Origin of the sequence: Providencia sp. PROV040, from assembly GCF_032706145.1 — a bacterium.
In the GTDB taxonomy this organism is placed as follows: domain Bacteria; phylum Pseudomonadota; class Gammaproteobacteria; order Enterobacterales; family Enterobacteriaceae; genus Providencia; species Providencia hangzhouensis.
The window spans coordinates 186,886-210,529 of the sequence record NZ_CP120530.1 but is presented as its reverse complement, the minus strand read 5'-3'; the positions used below and the strand labels follow the sequence as shown (position 1 = coordinate 210,529).

At 41.7% G+C, this 23,644-nt stretch carries 18 protein-coding genes; 9 read left to right on the top strand and 9 right to left on the bottom strand.

All coding sequences use genetic code 11. The features are described 5' to 3' along the window. Window positions 1-23 precede the first annotated feature (23 nt). Together P3L40_RS00920 and emrA are read right to left on the bottom strand one after the other, a co-directional pair. Window positions 24-1,547, bottom strand: coding sequence for a DHA2 family efflux MFS transporter permease subunit (locus tag P3L40_RS00920; protein ID WP_094960846.1), 1,524 nt, complete (start codon window positions 1,545-1,547; stop codon window positions 24-26). Window positions 1,548-1,563: 16 nt separating this feature from the next. Next, on the bottom strand, window positions 1,564-2,736 hold the full coding sequence (gene emrA / locus P3L40_RS00915; protein ID WP_004262941.1) for a multidrug efflux MFS transporter periplasmic adaptor subunit EmrA: 1,173 nt from the start codon (window positions 2,734-2,736) through the stop codon (window positions 1,564-1,566). Window positions 2,737-3,584: 848 nt separating this feature from the next. Here emrA and P3L40_RS00910 point away from each other — a divergent pair. Both P3L40_RS00910 and P3L40_RS00905 read left to right on the top strand, forming a co-directional pair. Continuing rightward, on the top strand, window positions 3,585-5,639 hold the full coding sequence (locus tag P3L40_RS00910) for a TonB-dependent receptor domain-containing protein (RefSeq protein WP_136134121.1): 2,055 nt from the start codon (window positions 3,585-3,587) through the stop codon (window positions 5,637-5,639). Between the two features lie 61 nt (window positions 5,640-5,700). Next, on the top strand, window positions 5,701-6,558 hold the full coding sequence (locus tag P3L40_RS00905) for an alpha/beta hydrolase (RefSeq protein ID WP_210852448.1): 858 nt from the start codon (window positions 5,701-5,703) through the stop codon (window positions 6,556-6,558). Between the two features lie 2 nt (window positions 6,559-6,560). Here the strand turns inward: P3L40_RS00905 and P3L40_RS00900 are convergent, their stop codons facing one another. Then, window positions 6,561-7,493 carry a LysR substrate-binding domain-containing protein gene (locus P3L40_RS00900; RefSeq protein WP_096863520.1) on the bottom strand — a complete coding sequence of 311 codons (933 nt, stop codon included), beginning with the start codon at window positions 7,491-7,493 and terminating at the stop codon, window positions 6,561-6,563. Window positions 7,494-8,094: 601 nt separating this feature from the next. Between P3L40_RS00900 and P3L40_RS00895 the strand changes: the two genes are divergently transcribed. The 7 genes from P3L40_RS00895 to P3L40_RS00865 all read left to right on the top strand — a co-directional run bounded on the left by P3L40_RS00895 (window position 8,095) and on the right by P3L40_RS00865 (window position 16,978). After that, window positions 8,095-8,700 carry an ankyrin repeat domain-containing protein gene (locus P3L40_RS00895; protein ID WP_036958612.1) on the top strand — a complete coding sequence of 202 codons (606 nt, stop codon included), beginning with the start codon at window positions 8,095-8,097 and terminating at the stop codon, window positions 8,698-8,700. A gap of 35 nt (window positions 8,701-8,735) precedes the next feature. Next, complete coding sequence (locus tag P3L40_RS00890; protein ID WP_136134123.1) at window positions 8,736-9,659, top strand: DUF2877 domain-containing protein; 924 nt, start codon at window positions 8,736-8,738, stop codon at window positions 9,657-9,659. Beyond that, entirely contained in the window at window positions 9,649-11,199 is a 1,551-nt protein-coding gene (gene fdrA / locus P3L40_RS00885) for an acyl-CoA synthetase FdrA (protein ID WP_004262956.1), read from the top strand. The genes P3L40_RS00890 and fdrA overlap by 11 nt, the downstream gene beginning before the upstream one ends. Further along, window positions 11,199-12,614, top strand: coding sequence for a DUF1116 domain-containing protein (locus tag P3L40_RS00880; RefSeq protein ID WP_210852450.1), 1,416 nt, complete (start codon window positions 11,199-11,201; stop codon window positions 12,612-12,614). Before fdrA ends, P3L40_RS00880 begins: the two co-directional genes overlap by 1 nt. Before the next feature lie 244 nt (window positions 12,615-12,858). After that, window positions 12,859-14,421, top strand: coding sequence for a hypothetical protein (locus P3L40_RS00875; RefSeq protein WP_004262962.1), 1,563 nt, complete (start codon window positions 12,859-12,861; stop codon window positions 14,419-14,421). Window positions 14,422-14,497: 76 nt separating this feature from the next. Further along, window positions 14,498-15,448 carry a carbamate kinase family protein gene (locus tag P3L40_RS00870; protein WP_004262965.1) on the top strand — a complete coding sequence of 317 codons (951 nt, stop codon included), beginning with the start codon at window positions 14,498-14,500 and terminating at the stop codon, window positions 15,446-15,448. A gap of 141 nt (window positions 15,449-15,589) precedes the next feature. Beyond that, entirely contained in the window at window positions 15,590-16,978 is a 1,389-nt protein-coding gene (locus P3L40_RS00865; protein WP_196732183.1) for an amidohydrolase family protein, read from the top strand. Between the two features lie 40 nt (window positions 16,979-17,018). On the opposite strand, the gene P3L40_RS00860 is transcribed toward P3L40_RS00865, so the two are convergent. From P3L40_RS00860 to P3L40_RS00835, 6 genes are all read right to left on the bottom strand, one after another. Next, a complete protein-coding gene (locus P3L40_RS00860) occupies window positions 17,019-17,993 on the bottom strand; it encodes a nucleoside hydrolase (RefSeq protein WP_136134125.1) in 975 nt (324 codons plus the stop codon). A gap of 24 nt (window positions 17,994-18,017) precedes the next feature. Next, a complete protein-coding gene (locus P3L40_RS00855) occupies window positions 18,018-19,019 on the bottom strand; it encodes a LacI family DNA-binding transcriptional regulator (RefSeq protein ID WP_164564282.1) in 1,002 nt (333 codons plus the stop codon). Between the two features lie 76 nt (window positions 19,020-19,095). Continuing rightward, window positions 19,096-20,481: an MFS transporter gene (locus P3L40_RS00850; RefSeq protein ID WP_004262975.1), complete on the bottom strand. Its 1,386-nt coding sequence runs from the start codon at window positions 20,479-20,481 to the stop codon at window positions 19,096-19,098. A 231-nt stretch (window positions 20,482-20,712) separates the two neighbouring features. Continuing rightward, the gene (locus tag P3L40_RS00845; RefSeq protein WP_164454824.1) at window positions 20,713-20,964 is read right to left on the bottom strand and encodes an acyl carrier protein; all 252 of its coding nucleotides are present in this window, start codon (window positions 20,962-20,964) and stop codon (window positions 20,713-20,715) included. Between the two features lies 1 nt (window position 20,965). Further along, window positions 20,966-22,510: a hypothetical protein gene (locus P3L40_RS00840; RefSeq protein WP_136134127.1), complete on the bottom strand. Its 1,545-nt coding sequence runs from the start codon at window positions 22,508-22,510 to the stop codon at window positions 20,966-20,968. Between the two features lie 44 nt (window positions 22,511-22,554). After that, a complete protein-coding gene (locus tag P3L40_RS00835; RefSeq protein WP_136134128.1) occupies window positions 22,555-23,643 on the bottom strand; it encodes an IpaD/SipD/SspD family type III secretion system needle tip protein in 1,089 nt (362 codons plus the stop codon). Between the last annotated feature and the right edge of the window lies 1 nt (window position 23,644).

The following is a 23,644-nucleotide window of genomic DNA, read 5'->3' as shown; positions in this document are numbered from 1 at the left end:
AATACGTAGCCCCCATCCATTAATTATTTCGCATTACTGCCAAATGGTGGCTTAGCAAACCAAACGGTAATAATCAGCGCAATAAATACCCAACCGCATAACCAGAAAATCTCATTTGCAGCAATAATTAACCCTTGGCTAGTAATTTGCTGGGCAATAAAACCGGAAGTCTGTTCGGTACTCAGCCCATGAGCGGCCATTTCTTGATACATCCCTAAAGATTCAGGATTGTAATCGGTAATAAATTCCGTTAATTGGCTATGATGCACGGCTTCTCTATCACTCCACAGCGTTGTGGTAATGGAAGTCCCTATTGAACCCGCTAAGGTACGGAAGAAGTTAGCTAAACTCGACGCGGAAGCGAGTTTTTCCGGCGGTAAACCTGAAAGTGTCAATGTAGTCAGTGGCATAAAGAAACAAGCCACTGCCATCCCTTGTACCAATTGCGGCCAAACCACAGCAGAAAAGCCCATACTCGGTTCAAAAGTATATGCACGCCAGAAGAAGCAAATTGCATAGAATACAAAGCTAAAGGTCACTATCCAGCGAATATCGAGAAAATCGGATAGTTTTGCCACTGGAGCCGAGAACAACACAGGCAATAAGCCAATAGGTGCCAATGCGAGCCCTGCCCATGTTGCCGTATAGCCATAAACTTCCTGTAAAAGTTGCGGCAACAAGACAATAGCACCGAAATAGGCCATATATGCCAAGCTGACAGAAATCGTTCCGATGGTAAAATTGCGCGATTTAAATAACGATAATTCGACAATTGGGTTTTTATCTGTAAGTTCCCAAATAACGAGGAATACCAACGCTATCGCTGAAACAACGGCTAAAATAACAATTTCATTAGACGCCAACCATCCCAGTTCCTTACCTTTGTCGAGCAGAACTTGTAAGCAACCCACTCCCACAGAAAGTAGTGCTAAACCAATCACATTGAATGGCACTTTCACAACCGTCGACTCCATCCCTTTTAGGATAATTGAGCCGACAATAATGACGAAAATGCCTAAAGGCACATTCATAAAGAATATCCAGCCCCAATGGAAGTTATCACTAATATAACCACCAAAAATAGGACCGAATACTGGGGCTAAAATAATCGTCATCGACCAAAATGCTAACGCCATATTTTGCATTTTTGGCGGATAGCAACGCATGATAAGACTTTGCGAAAGCGGGATCACTGGCCCGGCGACGGCCCCTTGCAATACGCGGTATAAAATCAGCATACCAAGGCTATCGGAAAACCCACAAAGTAATGAAAATAATGTGAAAAGTGCCGTTGCCCATAAGAAAACACGGATTTCACCAAAACGCTTCGCTAAGTAACCAGAAATGGCAATTGAAATCGCATTCGATACGCCGAAAGAGGTAATCACCCATGTCCCTTGAGACATAGAAACCCCAAGGTCACCGGCAATAGTCGGGATAGCCACGTTAGCAATCGTGGAATCAAGCACCTGCATGAAGGTCGCAAGGGACAACGCAATGGTTGCCCATACCAGTTTTGCACCCTTAAGTGGTTGAATATCTGCCACAACGGCTCCTTTCAAGCTAGTCTGCGTTATCGCTGATAATGGTGTCGATGATGTGGTCGACATCACTTAAGTTTAAGACCAACACATCACTTTCAAATGCTGGTGCTGTACGCTGGACTTCCGCTAAAACAGGGCCATTCTGGTCTTTAATATCTATGGTGACATTCATGGATAACCCAATGCGTAATGGGTGCTTCGCCACCTGCTCAGGGTCTAATTCAACGCGTACAGGCAAGCGCTGTACGACTTTAATCCAGTTCCCTGTCGCGTTTTGGGCGGGTAATAATGAGAAAGCACTGCCGGTTCCCATATCAAGCCCGACAACGGTACCGTTATAAACGATATCATCTCCGTAAAAATCACTGTTAATCGTCACGGGTTGCCCAATACGGACTTTTTCCAGTTGGGTTTCTTTGAAGTTTGCATCTACCCAAACAGGCTGGACAGGCACAATGGCCATTAAAGAGCTCTGTGGGCTGACTTGAGAACCAACTTGAACATTACGCCGTGAAACATACCCCGTCATCGGGCTTTTAATTTCAGTACGTTGTAAGTTTATCCACGCACTGCGTACGCTATCAGCCGCTTGCTGAATTGCTGGTTGTTTTTTAAGCTCCGTATTACGCAACAACGCACGGTTGGCATTATATTGTTGAATAGAAATATCCAGAGCTGCCTGAGCAAGTTGCACCGCTTCTTGGGAGTGCTGTAAGTCTTCCTTCGAAATGGTACCGCTGCGGCCTAAAGCCACACGACGTTGATAATCTTTTTGAGCTTGCGCAAGTGTCACCCGGTTTTTTTGAATTTGCGCTTGATATTCATCACCATTGATATAGAGCTCTTTGGTTTTGCGCACGGTTGTTGCTAAATCATGTTTGGCTTGTTCGAATGCTAAGCGGGCGTTAGTTTTATCTAATACAACGAGTACATCACCCGCCTTTACCAAGTCGGTGTTTTCAAAGTTAACTTGAGTAACATTACCCGTTGTTTGCGCAACTATCGGGATTTGCAAGCCAGATACATAGGCATCATCGGTATATTCTTGAAAGCGTAAAACTAAAAACCAATAAGCACCGTAGGCTACAAATAATAGAATGATAATTATTGTGGCTATCACCATCCATATTGTTCTGCGTTTTTCATTCGTCGTTTTTTGATTATGTGTTTCTGAATGGGTATCTTGACTCATAATAACTCTCAAGTTCTGAAATCAATATTAATTCTTCCTATATATTTACGAACTATATGTAATAAAGCAATAGCTAATAATTTACAATCAAATTAATCCCAACAAAAAACCATTAATTCATTGATATAAAACAACTAATTAAAAGCAAATCAAATCAAGCATTAAATTGATGTTTATTATCAATTTAATCAAAATCATTCTTAATTAGATTGAAAGTGAAAATTAAAAATATATTAAATAATATTTACTCGTAATAAAAATCAATCATTCAATTATCGACATTCTTTTTTAGATGTGACGCCCCTATTTATTAGGCTATATTTATGATTTCTTAACTTGGAGTTTTCATTTTTGGTCACGGGCTGCCGCTTGCTTTTTAATACCACTGATTGTCTCGATTTTCATTTTTGTCCTCATCAATACAACATTAATAAACTCAATACGGTGCTTAATAGAGTAACGAAGTACGCTAGTATTGCTGGCCTATCGGCCGGCTTTTATCTCTTTACCAGTACTTAATATTATTCATTAGGTTAACGAGGTTATCCCCAAGGATACGGGCTAATTTTGAATGTATGTTTCATATAACTCAAATTTTTTTAGTGAACGTTGGCGCTAGAGTAGATTTACACACCGATAAACACCATAAACCAAAGTTAAGCCTTAATTTTTCGTCACGCTTGGTAAAAACGGTAAAAGGGGGGAAAACACCTTAGGTGAAAATTCTTAGCTGAGATCAAATATTGCTCATAAATTAGCTAGCTCATTATTTATTTTTGATATGTTTTAGTGATAATATTCGCAAACAATATAATTATCATTCTCATTTATATTTACTAGGGATAACTATGACTTTGCAATATCACTACACCCTTATTGCCGCCGGTGTTTGTGCGGCTTTATCTTCATTTAGCGCTACAGCAGCAGACAATAAAACAGATACCATGGTCGTCAGTGCGTCAGGCTTCTCGCAACAACTGCGTGATGCTCCTGCTAGTGTGACCGTGATCAGTGCAGACCAATTACAAAATAAACCTGTCCGTGACCTCGCCGATGCCGTTAAAGACGTGGAAGGGGTGAGTATCGTTGGGGCCGCCAACAAACAAGATATTAATATCCGTGGCTTACCCGGCGAATACACGTTGATATTGGTCGATGGGCGTCGTCAAAATAGCCGTGAATCACGTCCAAATGGGAGCGGTGGTTTTGAAGCGGGCTTTATGCCACCTGTCGAAGCGATTGAACGCATCGAAGTGATCCGTGGGCCTATGTCCTCCCTGTATGGTTCTGATGCGATGGGTGGTGTTATCAATATCATCACCAAAAAAGTGACCAATGAATGGCATGGTAGTGTTACAACTGGCGCAATTATCCAAGAAAACAGTGATAGCGGTAATTCAACCGACGGTAACTTCTACCTATCTGGCCCATTAATTCAAGATAAACTCGGCCTGCAATTGTATGGTGGTGGTAACTACCGTCAGGAAGATAAAATCTTAGAAGGTCATCATCAACGTGATAACCGCAGCTTAACAGCCAAATTAACCTTTACACCACAAGAGAACCAAACGTTCTTATTAGAAGCGGGTCGTAGCACCCAAGAGAAAACATCGACACCAGGTAAATCTGGATCTGAATATGAAATTCGTGGTGGGGACAAGCAATATAATTCCAAAGAAGAGTGGCATAATGACCGCAACCATGCAGCTCTGACTTATAAAGGTGAGTGGGATTCTTTTAATACTGAGCTCAGTGTTTACCAAGAAAAAACCAAACGTAAAATAAAATCCCAAGACCGTAATCAAACAACAGGGCATTGGGAAGGCGGTTATGAAGACCGCATACCCGAAATTACCAATACCGTTGTTGATGGAAAAGTGGTGGCTTTCCTGCCGGACAACATCTTAACCGTCGGCGGGCAATATCAGTACTCAAAACTCAAAGACAGCTCCTTGGTCTCAAAAGGCGTAATGGAAAAAACCAGTATGTCAGTCGATCAATCAGCACTGTTTGTCGAAAATGAATTTACCGCAACGGATGATCTGATCTTAACTGGTGGACTACGTTTAGATCACCACGAAACTTATGGTAACCATTGGAACCCAAGGGGTTATGCCGTTTATTATCTGACGGATGAGATCACCATTAAAGGGGGCGTTTCTTCTGCTTTCCGCGCACCTACATTACGTGAAATCAGTAAAGGTTATGGCACCTCTACCCAAGGGGGGAACGGGATTATCTACGGTAACCCAGACCTAAAACCGGAAAAAAGCGTTAGTGAAGAAATCAGTATTGCCTATAACCATGAGTCTGGCTTTAATGCGAGTTTAACGTTCTTTAATACCGACTTCAAAAACAAGCTAACTAGCTACTCACTTAACCAACCCGACCCTAACCACCCTAACCTCACGTTATATACCTACGATAATGTGGGTAAAGCGAACATCAAAGGTGTTGAAGTTGCAACAGGTATTCCTATCGCACAGGATTGGAATCTTAACCTAAATTACACATACACCGATTCCGAACGTAAAAGTGATGATGAGAAATTAGGTAACGGTATTTCCTTAAAAGGTTATCCATTGGATAAAACACCAAAACATATTGCTAATGCGAAATTGGATTGGAACTTCAATGAAGACCTCACTTTATACACACGTGCGCATTATGAAGGAAAACAGGTGTGGGCAGCACAACGTAATGGTTCTAAAGTGCCTCGCTATCGTAGTGGCTATACCACTATGGATGTCGGCGCAACCTATCAATTATTTAAAAACACTAAACTGAACTTTGCGGTGCTAAATATTGGTAATGAAAAAGGACCTAAAATTGATAAAGTTGATGGCAACTGGGATGTTGAAGACGGACGCCGTTATTGGGCGAACGTTAACGTTAGTTTCTAATTAACTCTGAGGGTATGCCTGTTTCAGGTATGCCCTCAAAACCTTTAAATAGACTCAATAAATGAATAAAATCATATTAAGTGGCATATTACTGTGTATGACCAGTTCCGCATTTTCCCGCCCAAGCCAAACCATTCCCCCCTTGGATAAAACTGTCAGCCAATTTTATGATATCCAACAAACGGATATGACCTACGGTGACCGTGCGCTGCGCATTTACAGTGCAGTACCCTATAATGTCACCGCACAACGCCCTGTCCTATATATGCTTGATGGCAATGGCTTATATCCTAAAGCCGTTAATCGCGCTGTTGAAAAGCTGCCAGCGGATAAACTACCGATTATTATTGGAATTGGTTACCCAATCGATGAAGCCTTTCCAAAAGCATGGCGAACTTACGACTATACCCCACCTGTTGCCGGTGAAGATTTTAAACAAGGGGGCGGCTCCCCTGCGCTATACCAATATTTAACTGACACAATCCGCCCATGGGCAGAACAACAGTTTCCTATTGATAAAAGCAAGCAAACCCTATTTGGCCATTCATTTGGTGGATTATTTACCTTGATGGCATACCAGCAACAGCCGGATGATTTCCAGTTTTATGTTTCTGCCAGCCCGTCATTATGGTGGGGCAAAGGAAGTATGGTGGATTTAGCAAAATTGACAGCTAAACAGGCCAGTTCCCCCCTGTTTGTGACTTTAGGTGGTTTAGAAGAGAGCCCTGATTTATCCAAACTCAGCACCGAACAGGTGAAAAATTACCAAATGCGCAAAAGTTGGATTAGCACACGCCAAATTTGCACTGAAATTGCAAACCACCAAAGGCACTGTGAATTTACCTTGTTCGACGGCAAAAACCACGGTTCAGTGATCCCTGACGCCATCGATAAAGCCCTTGATGTCGCTAGCCAATAATACTAATTGATGGGTTTTAGGAGGTCGCTGTAGAGGTCTGCTAAAACCCCCTTTTCACCAAATTCTTTGCGGATCCACTGCGTCACAAGCCCAGTAGCTGAATGTTGTGTGGCTAATAGCATATGGGAGTCTTGTCGTGGGTTCTGAATTTGTTTTGTTACCAACAGGCCATGTTTAACATGTTCTTTGATCATATAATCGGGTAAAAAGCCAATCCCTTCACCGAGTATCTGACACTGGCATTTAGTATTAAAATCAGGAACTTGAATTGCCTCTTGCCCATGTAGTAGCCAACCCACCCGCTTATTAATGGTATGCGCGGTATCCTCTACCATAATATTTGGATAAAGACGCAACTGGCTCTCAGCGATGGGCTCTGGCATCAGCGCCAAAGGGTGAGTTGCCGCTATAGCAAATTGCCAGTGAATCGCACCAATTTCAGTGTAGTCAATTCCACCGCCATCCATCAAAGTGCCTGGAGCGCCAATCGCAATATCCGCATGGTTATTAATAATGGCATCCCAAACCCCATTGTACACTTCTGTTGTCACTGTAATGTGGCAGGTAGCAAACTGTTTTTTTAATATTTGCAATAACCTAGCGGTATGATACGGCGTATATAATAACTGATTAATACAAATACGTACCCGCGCTTCAATACCTTGCTCAATAGAATAAATACTTTTTTGAATGGAATGGAAATTATTAAGCAAGTCGGTTGCTTTGCGATAAAAATAATAACCGGCTTCGGTGAGTTCAATATTACGGGTATTACGAATAAATAACGCCACATCTAAATAGGTTTCGATACGTTTGATGGTATAACTCACCGCGGAGGTGGTCACGCCTAACTCTTCTGCTGCTTTACTAAAACTCGCAAACTTCGCCGCTGTTGTGTAAGTCAGTAAGTTTTCTTCCGTAAAAATTGAGTTCATACCCACCGCCAAAAATGTTTAAAATTTAGACAAATCATATTTTTATGTGAATAAAATTCAATAACGTAAAAATCAGATTATTTTTCGAGCACATTTTTATAGCTTAACAGAATTATTAACAACTGGAATAGATTAAATTTGATATGCATTTTCGCCAAGTAAAAACCACACCTTTAAAGTAACTATTAATATTCGAAATACCTAATATTATTGAATTAAATAGGCAAACCAAGTATTAACATTCGACACGATTGCGATCAATAAAATTACAAATTTAACAAATTAAAAACTTTCAATTTGATGTCTATCACAGAACTGAGTAAATCATGATTTTCGATTTTAATTAACAAAGAAAATCACACAATTCGGGTCAAAAAATGGCCATAAACTATCAAATAACGATTAAAAATAATGCTCACACGCACAAAAAAGCCGGATTATTGAATTTAATTCAACAATCAAACGTCTCATTGATGAATTAAATTTAAACGGATTCTTTTTATTAATGACAATTGCTATGCTCTAATCATTATATATTCGAAGTCACCTTTAAATTGTCTTTATCTATGTTGGTAATAAAAACCAACCTAAGGGGAAAATGATGACCGCTAGTACTCTCGCTCACGATTTTTTAACCGCCGCTGAACAAGGACAATTAGAAATATTAAAAAGTTGTCTTGAAAAAGGTGTGGATATTAATACCACCAACCGTCAGGGCCGTACAGCTATCGTCAATGCCAGCCTAAATAAACATTATGAATGTGTTTCTTTTCTGATTAATGCAGGGGCGGATATTAATAAACAAGACCAAACGTGTTTTAACCCTTTCTTATTAAGTTGTCTTAATAATGACCTCACTTTATTGCGTATTGTCTTGCCTGCAAAACCAAATTTAGATTTATTGACCCGTTTTGGTGGTGTGGGAATTACACCTGCTAGTGAAAAAGGCCATGTAGAAATTGTTCGTGAATTACTTGAAAAAACCGATATTAATGTCAACCACACCAACTTTGTAGGCTGGACACCACTATTAGAAGCTATCGTACTCAACGACGGTGGCGAAAAACAGCAGCAAATCGTTAAATTGCTATTAGACCATGGCGCAAATCCTCACATGACTGATAAATATGGTAAAAAACCATTAGAGCTAGCTCGTGAAAAAGGCTATAACGAGATTGCTGAGTTACTGATTGCAGCTGGAGCCTAGCGAAATCATAGACTTTAAATAGGATAAGGAGGCATGTGAACGCATCCATATCTCATCGGCAAAGGTTATACGGGCTAACGGCTGATACACATTTTCTCAATCTGTTGAATCAGCCACAACCCCAAGGAATGGTAGAACAAGTATTTAATAAAGCCATTAACTTTTCTATTGATAATGTACTTTATACTTTGCTTTGTTCTCAATTAGATAATGCACCAAATAGTTGCCGATTAATCAATAAAGACTTTTCTCTTTTCGATATTAAAGAAGGAGAGACTATTAATTTATCAAATAAAGAAATATTGATTGGTAGTCATTATTTAATATCATTTTCTTTATGTAAAGAATGGCGGCAACCAGTTATCAACTTTAGTGATAACGAACTGAAGAAATCAAATTATTTATTATATATCGAAGAACAAATAAGTAATTTGGATTTAATCTTAACTGAAAATAAAAATTCTCTATTTAAATATCAGGGAGATAACTTTTTTTATCTCTCTATGACAGAGCAATTGGTTCAATTACGCTCTGAATTGATTGAGTCAATAATTAAGAAAAATAAAGAAAATATTATTTATGTGATCCACCAGTTTGTTGGATTAGGTATCGGGCTAACACCTTCAGGAGATGATTACTTAGTTGGGTTAATGGCATTTTTATTATTAACCGATCACCCGGCTGCCACTTTTTACCCTGAGTTTTATCAAGGAATAACCCAAAGCTTAAGCCAGACGACACCTATCAGTGCCATCACATTAGAAAAAGCATTAAACCGAGAATATCGCGAAAATATGCAGCAATTAATTCAATCATTAGTTGATGCGAAAGAAACAAATATTTATCCACAATTTTTAGAGATTTTAAATATCGGGTCGAGTTCTGGCAGCGACATGCTATTTGGCTTGCGAGATGCCCTGTATATCACCCATTATTTCGGAGAAAACTATGTCGACTAAAGTTGTCATAAAAAAGAATACCTATTTTGATTCCGTATCACTGATGTCTATTTCGACAAAAGCCAATCAACTCGACAATGTTGAGCAAGCGTTCGTCGCAATGGCAACAGAGATGAACAAAGGTGTTTTACGTAATTTAGGTTTACTAACACCTGAATTAGAAGAGGCTAAAAATGGCGATTTAATGATTGTCATTAAAGGCCCAAGTGATGAAGCTAACGAAGCCACATTAATTGCTATCGAAGATTTATTTAATAAGAAAAATCAAGGCGGCGGGCAGCATGAAGCCAAATACGCCACCATTAATTCAGCGAAAACACATATCCCAGATGCCAACCTTGCCGTCATTTCAGTAAATGGTCAGTTTGCTGCCCGTGAAGCACGCATTGCGTTAGAAAATGACCTCAATGTCATGCTATTTTCCGATAACGTCTCCATTGAAGATGAACTCGCACTTAAACAGCTGGCTAGCAAAAAAGGCTTACTGATGATGGGCCCTGACTGCGGAACTGCCATTATCAACGGAACCGCGCTGTGCTTTGGTAATAGCGTTCGCCGTGGCAGCATTGGCATCATCGGTGCATCCGGTACAGGTAGTCAAGAACTTAGCGTCCGTATACACGAATTTGGCGCAGGGGTTTCCCAATTAATTGGTACTGGTGGTCGCGATTTAAGCGAGAAAATTGGCGGTATCATGATGATTGACGCCCTGAAAATGCTTGATGCCGATGATGAAACCCAAGTTATCGCATTGATCTCTAAGCCACCAGCTCCTAACGTCGCGAAAAAAGTGTTAGAACAAGCGGAAAAATGCCACAAACCAGTTGTTGTGTGTTTCTTAGGTAGCCAACCACTACCAGAAGACAAACCCGGTCTAACCTTTGCTCAGGGCACCAAAGAAGCCGCACTGAAAGCCGTTCTATTAACCGGTATTCGCAAAGAAGATTTAGATTTACACCCTCTTAATTTACCACTTATTGACGAAGTCAGAGCAAAACTGAAACCTGAGCAGAAATATATTCGTGGCTTATTCTGTGGTGGAACGCTATGCGATGAAGCCATGTTTGCCGCCTTGGAAAAATACGATGATGTTTACAGCAATATTCAGCCAAACCCTGATTATCGCTTAAAAGACCTCAACAAAAGTATTGCACACACTTTCCTCGACTTTGGTGATGACGACTTTACCAACGGTAAACCGCACCCAATGATCGACCCTACCAACCGCATTGAACGCTTATTACAAGAGGCTCGCGACCCTGAAGTTGGCGTCATTATGATGGACTTCGTTTTGGGCTTTGGTTCTCACGAAGACCCAGTAGGCGTGATGATCGACGCGATTAAAGAAGCGAAGAATATTGCCAAACAAGATGGGCGTGAATTAGAAATTTTAGGCTATGTGCTGGGTACTGACCAAGACACACCGTCGATGGATGCTCAGGTCAAAATGCTAACAGATGCCGGCGTTATCTGGGCAAGTAGCAGCACCAATACCGGTTTATTAGGGCGTGAGTTTGTATGGAAAGGGGAGAAAGCATAATGACTTCATTATTTAAGCAGCCATTAAATGTCATCAATGTTGGCATCGAAATGTTCAGTGATGACCTAAAAAAACAACATGTTCCGGTCACACATTTAAATTGGACTCCTCCCGGACAAGGCAACGTTGCGGTTATTCGCGCCCTCGACCAAATTGAAGGTAATACCGCACTACAAGAAAAAATTGCGGCCGCCAATGCTCAAGCGCTTGAGCGCATTATTCAATCTCAACCAGTGTTAATCGGTTACGACCAAGCGATTAATGTGGTTCCAGGCATGACCAAAAATACTATCCTACACGCAGGCCCACCGGTTGCTTGGAAAGATATGTGTGGCGCGATGAAAGGTGCGGTGACGGGAGCGCTGGTTTTTGAAGGCTTAGCGAAAGACTTAGCTGATGCAGAACGTGTTGCGGCCTCGGGGGAAATCATTTTCTCCCCTTGCCATGAACACGATTGTGTAGGTTCGATGGCTGGTGTCACTTCAGCATCGATGTTTATGCATATCGTTGAAAATAAAACCTATGGCAACCGTGCATTCACTAACCTCAGTGAGCAAATGGCAAAAATCCTGCGCATGGGTGCCAACGACCAAAGTGTAATAGACCGTTTAAATTGGATGCGTGATGTATTAGGCCCAATGCTGCGCGACGCAATGAAAATCGTTGGTGAAATCGACCTGCGTTTGATGCTTGCTCAAGCACTGCATATGGGCGATGAGTGCCATAACCGCAACAATGCAGGGACAACCTTACTGATTCAAGCGCTTACAACGGGGATCATTCAAACTGATTTCTCTGTCGCCCAGCAAAAAGAAGTATTTGATTTTGTTGCAAGCAGCGATTACTTCTCCGGCCCAACGTGGATGGCGATGTGTAAAGCATCAATGGATGCGGCTCACGGTATCGAATACAGCACGGTTGTCACGACCATGGCGCGTAATGGCTATGAATTTGGTTTACGCATTAGTGGACTACCAGGTCAATGGTTCACAGGGCCTTCTCAGCAAGTTATCGGCCCAATGTTTGCAGGCTACAAACCTGAAGACTCTGGTTTAGATATCGGTGACTCCGCAATCACAGAAACCTACGGTATTGGCGGTTTTGCTATGGCAACAGCGCCAGCTATTGTGGCACTCGTTGGCGGTACGGTAGAAGAAGCGGTCGATTTCTCTCGCCAAATGCGTGAAATCACCTTAGGTGAGAACCCGAACGTGACTATTCCATTACTGGGCTTTATGGGTATCCCTACAGCTATTGATATTACGAAGGTTTCAGCCAGTGGTATTTTACCTGTTATCAACACAGCCATTGCCCATAAAGATGCGGGCATCGGTATGATTGGGGCAGGTATTGTTCACCCGCCGTTTGATTGCTTTGAAAAAGCCATGTTGGCCTACGCACAGAAATATGCTTAGTTTTCAATCATAAAAAAGACGCCCAACTCCGGTTGGGCAATAAAAATAAAACGTGAACCCTGATTAATTTTATTTGAAAAACAGTGCTGTAACTCAAAATGTAGGGGTATACCCTAAATAATTTGAATTGCAGCTAGGCGGCAAGTAAATGAGTCCCTAGGAGCATACACAAGTATGTGACTAGGGTGAATGAACGCAGCCAACAACGCTGCGGTTCAAAGTATGACGGGTATGGGAGTATTTTATGAATATACTAAATATCAAATGGAAACGTGGGGATTTGGCCGCCTACTTCGGCTTAATGACCAATAACCTAACCAACCTACTCACCATGATGGGTCTCTTGATTTTCGTTGTCGGCATCCCATCAGAAATTGTTTACGGCCGTATCGCTCCTGCCTTTGGTTTCGCTGTTTTACTTGCCAGCGTAAGCTATGCTTACTTTGGCCAGCAAATGATAAAGCAAACTGGACGCAATGATGTCACCGCTTTACCATCAGGGCCCAGTGCGCCTTCTATCTTTACGGTGACGTTCTTAGTCATCATGCCTGTCTACCAAACAACACAGAATGCTGAATTTGCGATCCAAATTGCGCTAGTTTGGTGTTTTGTCGAGTCAATGATCCTCGTCGGTGGTTCTTTCTTAGGTGAAACCATCCGTAAGATGATCCCTCGCACCGTACTGTTATCCTGTTTGTCAGGTTTAGGATTACTGTTACTAGCGATGAACCCGATGCTGCAAGCGTTTGAAGCACCAACGGTTTCATTCATTGTGCTGTTATTAATTTTCATTAACTGGTTTGGTAAAAAACCGATTTTTGCTCGCATCCCAACTGGCTTATTGCTGCTAATTGCCGGTACGGTATTGGCATGGGTTTCTGGCTTGCAAAGTGCGGAAGCAATCAAAGACTCAATGGCGTCATTTGGTTTCAACCCGCCGGGCATACATATTGATAGCTTCTTCCAAGGCCTGCCACACGCTCTGCCTTACTTAGCGTCTGCGGTACCACTTGGCTTAGCAAACTATATCTTCGACCTTGAAAATATTGAAAGTGCGCATGCTGCAGGTGATGAATATAATACTCGTAAGGTTATGTTAGCTAACGGTTTATCGTCTACAGTTGGCTGTTTTATGGGTAACCCATTCCCTGTCACTGTTTATGTCGGCCATGCGGGTTGGAAAGCCATGGGCGCTAGCGTAGGTTATACCCTAGCATCCGGTATCACTATGTTTATCGTCCCATTATTCGGTATCGGTGCCTTTATGTTAGCTATCATTCCAATGACCGCTATCGTGCCAATACTGGTGTTTATCGGTGTCGTCACCGCCAACCAAGTTGTGCGAGAAACGCCAAAAATTGAAGTTCCCGTTATCTTTATCTGTCTATTCCCATGGATTGCTAACTGGGCATTGACGATGGTTAATAGTGTCATGGGCGCGGCGGGCACCTCTGCGAGTGCAATTGGTGTTGAAACCTTGCTACACAAAGGTGTTTATTACCAAGGTCTAGTTCATTTAGGTAACGGTGCGCCGTTAGCCAGTATGTTATGGGGCTGTATTGCTATCTTTGCTATCCTCAACCAACCACTGCGTGGAGCCATTGCTGCTGCAGCGGGAGCAATATTAGTATTCTTCGGAATTATTCACTCCCCAGCGGTCGGAATTGCTACTGGTTCAACCTTGATGTTTGTTTACGCATACCTCATGATGGCAGCTTTATTTGTACTCAAACACTTTTTAGATAGCCGGAAATCGGTGGAAGAACAACAAGCTGAAAAATCTGAGAAACTCAGTAAGTCAGTGTAACTAAGCCAACCTTTTATAGTAGGTGTGCGCTGTACACCTACTATCAGCTAAATCTCTGTCTCAGGAAACATTAACAATGAAAGAACTCGTGGTTGTTGCCATCGGGGGCAACAGTATTATCAAAGATAACAACAGCCAGTCTATCGAAGCTCAAGAAAAAGCCGTTCAAGAAGTCGCACATCATATTAGTGACATGCTTGAAGGTAATTACAACATTGTTTTGACCCATGGAAATGGACCTCAAGTTGGATTAGATTTGCGCCGTGCAGAAATTGCACACGAAACCGAAGGTTTACCTTTAACACCGCTGGCTAACTGTGTGGCAGATACTCAAGGTGGAATTGGCTATTTAGTTCAACAAGCTTTGACTAACGTCTTAGCGAAACGCCATAACCGCCAAGCAATTACGGTAGTGACACAAGTTGAAGTCGATAAAAACGACCCAAACTTTAGCGCGCCAACCAAGCCGATTGGGGCATTTTTTACTGAGCAACAAGCTCAGCAATTACAGCAAGAAAACCCAAACTGGCATTTTGTTGAAGACTCTGGTCGCGGTTACCGCCGTGTGGTGGCCTCCCCCGAACCAAAACGTGTGATTGAATCACAAGCAATCCGCACTTTAACAGAACACAATTATGTGGTGGTTGCTGCAGGTGGTGGCGGTATTCCAGTCATTGATAACGGCAATGGTGGCTACAAAAGTGTTGACGCGGTGATTGATAAAGACCTCTCAACAACTTTACTGGCGAAAGAGCTCAATGCCGATATTTTAATTATCACCACAGGTGTCGAAAAAGTGTGTATTCACTTCGGCAAACCTGAACAAAAAGCACTTGGCGAAACCAGCACTAGCGACATGCAACGCTACATGGAAGAAGGCCATTTCCCAGCGGGTAGCATGTTACCGAAGATTGAAGCCAGCCTATCGTTTATTGCCAATGGCGGTAAACGTGTGATCATCACCACCCCTGAAAAGCTACCAGAAGCCTTACGCGGTGAAACGGGAACCCATATTGTTCAAGGGTAAGTTTCTATAATCTGGATCATGCGAATTTTTTGTTAGTCGCAAACCGCAATATTCCTCAGATCGTTTGATGACGATCTGAGTGGATAAGTGTCGCTTAAAAACAGGAAATTCGACAGTAAATGGATATCACTAGGAGTTTCTATGAAAGCAGAAAAATCATCAGGCAGAAGAGAGTTCCTTTCCACCAGCGCTAAAGTCGCAGCCGCTTGCACTTTATTCGGCGCGGTATCGAGCTTTGCCTCCGCTCAAGACCAAACTAGCCAAAAAGCAAGCCAGTCCAGTATTACGGATAAACATTATTACCTCGATGACGTATTACTCGAAACTGGCTTTAATTACCAAGATTCAACGGTCGTCGGCACCCAAACCGCATTACACACTGTAGAAATCCGGGACGGTAAAATTGCAGCCGTTTTACCGAATAAACAGCATGCTGATGGCACATTAAATGCCTATAGTGCGCAAGGCAAACTGATGCTACCGGCCTTTCGTGACATGCATATCCACCTTGATAAAACTTTCTATGGCGGGCCATGGCAAGCGCCACAGTCACGTGAAGGCAAAACCATTATGGATATGATCGCGTTAGAGCAAAAATTGCTACCTGAGTTACAACCTTTCACGGAAGAAAGAGCGAATGCGCTGATCGCACTGATCCAATCCCAAGGATCGACCATTGCTCGTAGCCATTGTAATATCGAGCCCGTTTCCGGTTTAAAAAATTTAGAAGCCTTACAAAAAGTGCTTGGTGAACACCAACAAGACCTAACTTGCGAAATCGTCGCCTTTCCACAACATGGTTTATTACATTCCAAGTCAGAAGGTTTAATGCGTGAAGCCATGCAAGCGGGCGCTCATTACGTTGGCGGTTTAGACCCAACCAATGTAGATAGCGCGATGGAAAAGTCTCTCGATTCGATGTTCAAAATTGCATTGGACTACAACAAAGGCGTGGATATTCATCTGCATGAAACGAGCCCTGCAGGCGTTGCCGCTATCAATTATATGATTAAAACGGTGGATGAAAACCGCAGCTTACGCGGTAAAGTGACCATCAGCCATGCCTTTGCACTGGCAACACTCCCCCCTGAACAAGCGGAAAAAACGGCAAAACAGTTGGCTGAGCAGCAAATCACCATTGCCTCTACCGTCCCGATTGGCACACTGCATATGCCACTGAAAACACTAAATAAAAATGGGGTGTTTGTGATGACCGGAACGGATAGTGTGATTGACCATTGGTCGCCCTTTGGCCTAGGCGATATGCTAGAAAAAGCCAATTTATACGCGCAGCTTTATACTCGCCCTGATGAGCTATCGCTGTCCCGTTCACTGGCCATCGCAACAGGCAATATTCTACCGTTAGATGAAAAAGGCCAACAAGTGTGGCCAGCTAAAGGGGATGATGCCAGCTTTGTGCTGCTTGATGCATCTTGTTCTGCCGAGGCCGTTGCACGGATTTCCCCAAGGTTCGCGACTTTCCATAAAGGCCATTTAGCCCACGGAATGATGCCAAAGTCCGCTTCATAGTGATAAAAGAATAGCGCCTATAGGCGCTATTCTTGCCACGTTATTTTTTCAGTTTGAGCGTATTAAAGATTAAATCTAATAAACCTGAGTTATCTACGGATTGCAGCACAGTAATTGGCTTTGTTTTTGGTTCAGGAACTCCGACCCGTAGGCGCAGTGCGTCATAACAAAAGCTTTTACCGCGCAGCGCTCCTTGTAGCTCAATACCTACGTGCTTTTTATCATAAGTCACCAGGCCCTTATCCAATAACCATGCCACGGTTAACACATCATGTATCCAACAACCCGCTAAATGACGAGTCGCACGTGAATAGTCCATCCACGGCCGCATTGTTGCCACAAGGAAACGGCTCAGTGGCGTATCAATTTGAGCAAGCTTATCAAGATCCTCATGCACCATTTGCGTTTGTACGGTGACATCCATTGGCACTAAAGTCAGGTTTGCTCCACTATTAAGCACCGCGTAGGCCGCTTCAGGGTCGACGCCAAAATTGGTGTCTTTCAAGTACCCCGGCACGTTAAAAACCGCCCCCATGATCACTATCTCTGCCACGTTTTGAGCCATGTCAGGAAACAGTTGCATTGCTATTGCGATATTGGTTAATGGGCCAATGGCAATAATCGTGACTTGTTTTGGGTTCTGGCAAACTAACTCGCCAATACGTAACGCGGCTTCTGGGATAGACTTCGGTAAGCTAGGTATGGATGGAAGGCCATCCCATAGGTGCGTAAGTTGCGCTCGTTCAGCGCCGTTATCGAGTAGTTCACGCCATGGTGCGCTAGTTTCAACCAAGGCTGACGATGCACCACGATAAACAGGAATATTTTCACCCAGTGAATAAACTAAATGACTGGCGACGTCAAAGCCAATTTCGCTAGGTGTATTACCCGAAACTGTGGTGATCATTTCCAATTTGATTTCAGGTGCAGCGATAGCCAGCGCAAGTGCTAGGCCATCATCAACATTCGCACCAACGACCCCATTACCGGGGTCGCAATCTATAATCACACGCATAAATTTCCCTGAAACAATAAATAATCAGCACCCACATGAGTGCCCGATTTGTAATTCAAATTCCACTTCACAAATGGCTTCTTTTTGCGGCCAATTTTGTAAGATGTGTATCGCTTTTTGCGCTATTTTATCAACAGGCTGGCGAACAGTTGTGAGAGTTGGAACAGTATATTCTGATTGCACGGTACCGTTAAAACATACCAGTGCAATATCTTCTGGTACGCGTAATTTTAATTCTGCTAAGGCTTTTAAACAGCCAAAAGCTTGCAATTCATTCGTGGCAAAAATAGCTTCGGGGAATCCCTCTTCCCGCATCTGATAGATAGCTTGGTAACCCCAATCACGGGTGTATTCCCCCGATAAAATCCATTTTTGTTGTATGGATAACTCCGCTTCTGTCAGCGCAGCTTTCCAGCCATTTAAGCGGTCTTGTGTGTTGAGCATCTCATTCGGGCCACAAATAATGCCAATATTTTGATAACCATGCTTAATGAGATGACGGGTAATTTTATAGGCGGCCAGTTTCTCATTCACTTGAATGGTACTGATCCCTTCTGCGGCCTCAATCCTATCAAGCATCACACAGGGCGTGCCCGATGACTGAATTAAATCAACATAGGGATGCCGGTCAACACTGGTATAAATAAGCCCTTCAACTTGCCTGAGCAAAAGGTTATTAATCAGCTCTTTTTCACGAACCCGAGAATCCCCCGCATCCCCCAGTAACAAAACATGCCCATATTTAAACGCTTCACGCTGCAAGGCATGGGCAATAGAAGCTAAAAACGGGTTAGAGATATCGGGGATCACTAGCCCATAGGTTTGCGTGCTCCCTGAAGCTAGGGCTTTTGCAATACCATTTGGCCGATACCCCGTTTTTTTGATTGCTGCTAACACCTTTTGCCGCGTTGCCTCTGCAACAGGACGAGGGCCATTGTTAATCACATAACTGACTACCGCAACCGAGGTTCCGGCTTCGCGGGCAACATCTACCCGCGTCACTTTACGGTCATTTGTATCTGACACCCAGCAATTCCTTTTTCTAACATGACGTTGCCAAAGAATAGCAGCCACTCTGACTTTTATATACAGCCATGCTTACTTATATCGCATCTTCTGGCAGATTTAGGTCACGGCCTCGCGTTTCTGGTGCAAAGAATGTGGTTACTAAACCAATACATGCCATCGCAATAAAATAAACGGCTATCGGCCACCAATGCCCTGTCCATGATAGTAATGCAGATGCCACCAGCGGCGCAGTGCCACCAGATAAAATAGAACCAAGCTCTTTAGCGAAAGCCATTTTAGTATAACGATTACGTACACCAAATAACTCCACGCCCCAAGCTGCTTGTACGCCAAAAATCCCTAGTGATGCTAACCCCATCCCAATAACAATGGTTGGAATAACAATCATTGGCTCTCGGGAGTCTAATAACATGAAAGCGGGCACGGCATACAACATCAGTAAAAAACAGAACCAGCGATAAACAATCCGACGCCCAAATTTATCTGATAACCACCCGGCAAATGGAATGATGGCAAAACCAAGGATTGAAGCAATTAAAACTGCCGTTGTTGGCACAGATTTATCAACCAACAATATTTTGGTGACATAACCAATAATAAAGCCTTGAGCAAGATAAGATGGCCCATTTTCACCAATACGCAACCCGACCATGGTCCAAAACGCACGCGTTTTTTGCCAAAATGAACGGTTATCTACAGGGTGAGCGACAGCATCAGATTCCAATGCGAGGCGGCGTTCTTCAGCAAGCTGTTCTTTTTGCCGCTCAAAAACTGGCGTCTCACGCATATGTTGACGAATAAATAATGCCGCCAATGCAATCAAAATACTGCCAAGGAAAGGAATCCGCCATCCCCATGACATCAAACTTTCTTTGTCCATTTGTAACACTATCAGCCAAATCATTGAGGCCAGTAATGTTCCACTGTTGGAGCCTAATGCAATAATCGAAGAAACTAAACCACGGCGTTTTACTGGCGCATATTCACCTAGCATCACAGTACCACCGGATAGCTCAGCTCCCGCCCCTAAGCCTTGAGCAAACCTTAGGATCACCAAACAAACAGGCGCCCAAACACCAATTTGTGCATGGCTGGGTATCGCACCAATGAGTGTGGTGGATAGCCCCATCAATGCAATCGTGATGACCATAACCATTTTTCGGCCATGTTTATCACCTAGCCAACCAAAAAATAACGCGCCAATCGGACGTGCAATAAACCCGACTGAATAGGCTGCAAAACTGGATAACAGCGCCATAATAGGCGTTGCATCAGGGAAGAAAACATCACCGAAAATAATACCTGCCGCTAAACCATAGAGAGCAAAGTCTGCATATTCCATGGTTGTGCCCAACCAACAAGAAAAAATCGCACGCCGAAAATCTTTCTTTCCTTCTGGTGTACTTAACCGTTCTTGCGCAGCTTGTTGGTTCGCCTCGATGTTTAATTGTGTAGCCATAGTGATAAACCCTTGGTGTTGGCGCGAAGCCTATTAATCAAAAAATCTAACTGGCGTTTTTTATTTACTTAAAGGATAGTCTACGCGCGTAGAATTAAGCAAACGAGGGTATGCTATTTTGTGAGCGTTATCACTTGATGACAAAAATATGAATTTTAGATGACTGAAATAACACGATAGGAAATAAATAAACAAAAGCCATGCTCGAATAAATACCATGGCTTTCTGTTTTTATTTGACACTCAATAGATACTCGACAATATCCTGTAAATTATACCATTTCATCCAAATTTCATCCTGAATAGGGACTTTAGTATATTGCTCAATGGCTGCTATCAACTCTAACATTTCCAAAGAATCAATATGTACATCCGCAATTAATGCCGAATCAAGAGTAAAATCATTTGTAATGCCGGAATAGGTTCGAATTAAATGAATTTGGTCGAATAACCACTGCCAATGAATTTCTGTCGATGAAGTCATTTTATTCACCTTGAGACTGCTTCGCATAATCTAATTTTTCATTTAAATTACGTGTCATTAGCCCTTCTGCAGACAATACAACTTTAGCACTACCATCAATATAAGATGTTCTATAGTGAGAGGCATTTTTAATGGCCAAAAACGATTCTGTCTCTGCCGGTTTGGTTGATTTCTCCTTTACTAGCTCTCTATTATTGCTGAGTTTCACACCTTCAGGAACTTTTTTGTCGATTAAGTAACTACCGTAGTGACTACCCAGTTTAGGCGTGATATTCAGTGGTTGCTTGCTTTCACTGGCTAATTTAACCGAGGACTTAAACCTCTCTTCAATCGATTTCATAACATTTTCTTCCTCAACGGATAAAGGCTCTCCGTTAAGACTTTCTGAACGAACATTCGATTTAATTATTTCAACCTTTTGGTCATTTTGAGCGTCGCTATTAAGAGAATCGTAATCTGGCACAGGCTCTGTTTTTCTTGTGTTCAATCCCCTTTGTGGTGATGTTACGTTTCTTTGTGATAAAAGTTCATTAACATCAAATGACTTACCATTTTCATATGTATTTGATGAAGGGAGTTCTTGATCTGTACTAACATCAGCTCCTTGATAAGAAACCTGCTCAGCATTCTCACTCAATGGTGAGTTAGTGCAATTACTTATTATAGTTGTTGTATCATCAATCTCATCACTTGGTAATTTATTGTCAGAGCTTTCCTGTTTCACAGATTCCGTTAAATTCATTTTGACTTTTAACGGCATAATGATGCCTATTTTTTTTTCTATACTACGGAATATATTATTCAATTGCTGATACTTATCGCCATACTGATTAGCAGGAACTTTATTATATTCCATTATTAATTTAGAAATATCACTGTCTAACTGATCATTTGCTTCCGTGACTAAAAAGTTATCTACTGAGTGGCTTTGAATTTCATTATCAGGGAAATATGCAGTTAATTGCTGTTTAATAGCCGGGGAAACATACTTTTCTTGGTAACGTGTTACCAAGTCATTATTCCCTTTAGTTAATAAAAAATTAGCGAGTTGCGTATCTACTTTTTCCTGTTGACCATTTAAAATATCTTTAACATTTTTCTCTTTACTTAAATTTATTGTATTTATACTCTTAACTAACTCTGTCGCTGCAGAAAGTAATGTTCGTGGTATTTCTTGGGGCTCAAATAACGTCAATACTACCAGTGCACTTTCAGGTCTATGATTTATCTCCTGCTGCAAAGCACAACCATGCCCCCCAGCATTTAATACCTTTTTAACCATCTCATGAGTAATAAGACTGTCAGAAGAACTAAGTAGTTGTGTGATTTTTTCTATTTGTTGTTGATGGTTACTCGCATGTAATTTATTAACATCACCAGAGATATTAATTTCATTTTTAATATTATTCTTAGGTAATAAACTTTCTGTTCCCGAGGGGATAATTTTATTTAGTTGATTAGAAAACCCACTGCTAATTTTTTGATTATGGTTAATATTATTAATGCTAGTCTTACATGGGCTGTGAATGGATGATATTGACATCATAAGCTATCCTTATAATAAACGATTATTAATTTCTCGTATATATACTAACTATTAACTAAACCGTTATTATATTGGTTGAGTTCTTGAATTAACTTTATCAATAATTGAGTTAACGTATCAAAATGACTATTATCTTGGCGGAAAGTCTCTAATAAACGAGAAACCGAACTATTAACTGCATTTTTTTGAGCATCAATTGCCGTTTGCAGGCTTTGTACAGTCTGAGCCATTAAGTCCACGCCTGCAGTTTTCCAGCCGTCTTTCGTATCCTCAACATCATAAATTGTCTTCATAATTTCCCGAAGTGGGTTAAGGTCTGGGTAAATACGAATAACTTTTTTACCGTTTGGTGTTCTTGTGTCTACAACAAACCCTTGACCATCAAGTTTTTTTTTCCAAAATGCAAAAGCGGAATCACTATATTCCATTTCATATAAGTCCCAGGCACTATCTTTAGGTTTAGACCAATCCTTATAGTAATCTCTATTATCATCATCAGGCTCTGTGGTCAGAGGTTTATTTCCTCTGACTTTTTTATGATCCGTATAAGGTTCAAAAAGATCATCGAGTCGATTTAATAACTTGACTCGCTGAAATTTTATTTTCCCACTATCCCCTGCTTTAATATATTCGGATATCTTTCCTAGAGCAGTATTAACATCCTGCATATATTTTGTTGCCGATTTTATGATGTTACCGAAATCTTTTTGGTATCCAGAATTAATATTATCTATTATTTTAGAAATTTCGCCAATATGGCTTCGACCGTCATCAATCGGCTGAGAACGAAAAAAATGAGTTGCCGCACCACTGGGTAATGTCGCGAACTCTTCAGATAACTTTATTAATACTCTAGAGGTGTTGTCCCCTGATATTTTTAATTCTCGGATTAAAGCGTTTGCCTGTTCAGAAATATCATTTAGCTGATCAAAAACAATATTAGTTCTTTCTATAGGTTTGGCTATTTCATCACATAATTGCTCATAATAACTGACGACTTGTTGATAGATATCCAAATTAGGATCAATCAAGACACCTTCCCCGACAGGGGAAGGATTGTTATCAATTAAACCGACATTATTTACGCGTGATAGCTGAATATTTGCCAACAGGTTCAATGATGTTGAACTCATT

Bases quoted from the DNA above. Each gene is read 5' to 3' on its own strand.
- emrA (WP_004262941.1), bottom strand. From the start codon at position 2,736: ATGAGTCAAGATACCCATTCAGAAACACATAATCAAAAAACGACGAAT.
- P3L40_RS00910 (WP_136134121.1), top strand. From the start codon at position 3,585: ATGACTTTGCAATATCACTACACCCTTATTGCCGCCGGTGTTTGTGCG.
- P3L40_RS00905 (WP_210852448.1), top strand. From the start codon at position 5,701: ATGAATAAAATCATATTAAGTGGCATATTACTGTGTATGACCAGTTCC.
- P3L40_RS00900 (WP_096863520.1), bottom strand. From the start codon at position 7,493: ATGAACTCAATTTTTACGGAAGAAAACTTACTGACTTACACAACAGCG.
- P3L40_RS00895 (WP_036958612.1), top strand. From the start codon at position 8,095: ATGACCGCTAGTACTCTCGCTCACGATTTTTTAACCGCCGCTGAACAA.
- fdrA (WP_004262956.1), top strand. From the start codon at position 9,649: ATGTCGACTAAAGTTGTCATAAAAAAGAATACCTATTTTGATTCCGTA.
- P3L40_RS00880 (WP_210852450.1), top strand. From the start codon at position 11,199: ATGACTTCATTATTTAAGCAGCCATTAAATGTCATCAATGTTGGCATC.
- P3L40_RS00875 (WP_004262962.1), top strand. From the start codon at position 12,859: ATGAATATACTAAATATCAAATGGAAACGTGGGGATTTGGCCGCCTAC.
- P3L40_RS00870 (WP_004262965.1), top strand. From the start codon at position 14,498: ATGAAAGAACTCGTGGTTGTTGCCATCGGGGGCAACAGTATTATCAAA.
- P3L40_RS00865 (WP_196732183.1), top strand. From the start codon at position 15,590: ATGAAAGCAGAAAAATCATCAGGCAGAAGAGAGTTCCTTTCCACCAGC.
- P3L40_RS00860 (WP_136134125.1), bottom strand. From the start codon at position 17,993: ATGCGTGTGATTATAGATTGCGACCCCGGTAATGGGGTCGTTGGTGCG.
- P3L40_RS00850 (WP_004262975.1), bottom strand. From the start codon at position 20,481: ATGGCTACACAATTAAACATCGAGGCGAACCAACAAGCTGCGCAAGAA.
- P3L40_RS00845 (WP_164454824.1), bottom strand. From the start codon at position 20,964: ATGACTTCATCGACAGAAATTCATTGGCAGTGGTTATTCGACCAAATT.
- P3L40_RS00840 (WP_136134127.1), bottom strand. From the start codon at position 22,510: ATGATGTCAATATCATCCATTCACAGCCCATGTAAGACTAGCATTAAT.
- P3L40_RS00835 (WP_136134128.1), bottom strand. From the start codon at position 23,643: ATGAGTTCAACATCATTGAACCTGTTGGCAAATATTCAGCTATCACGC.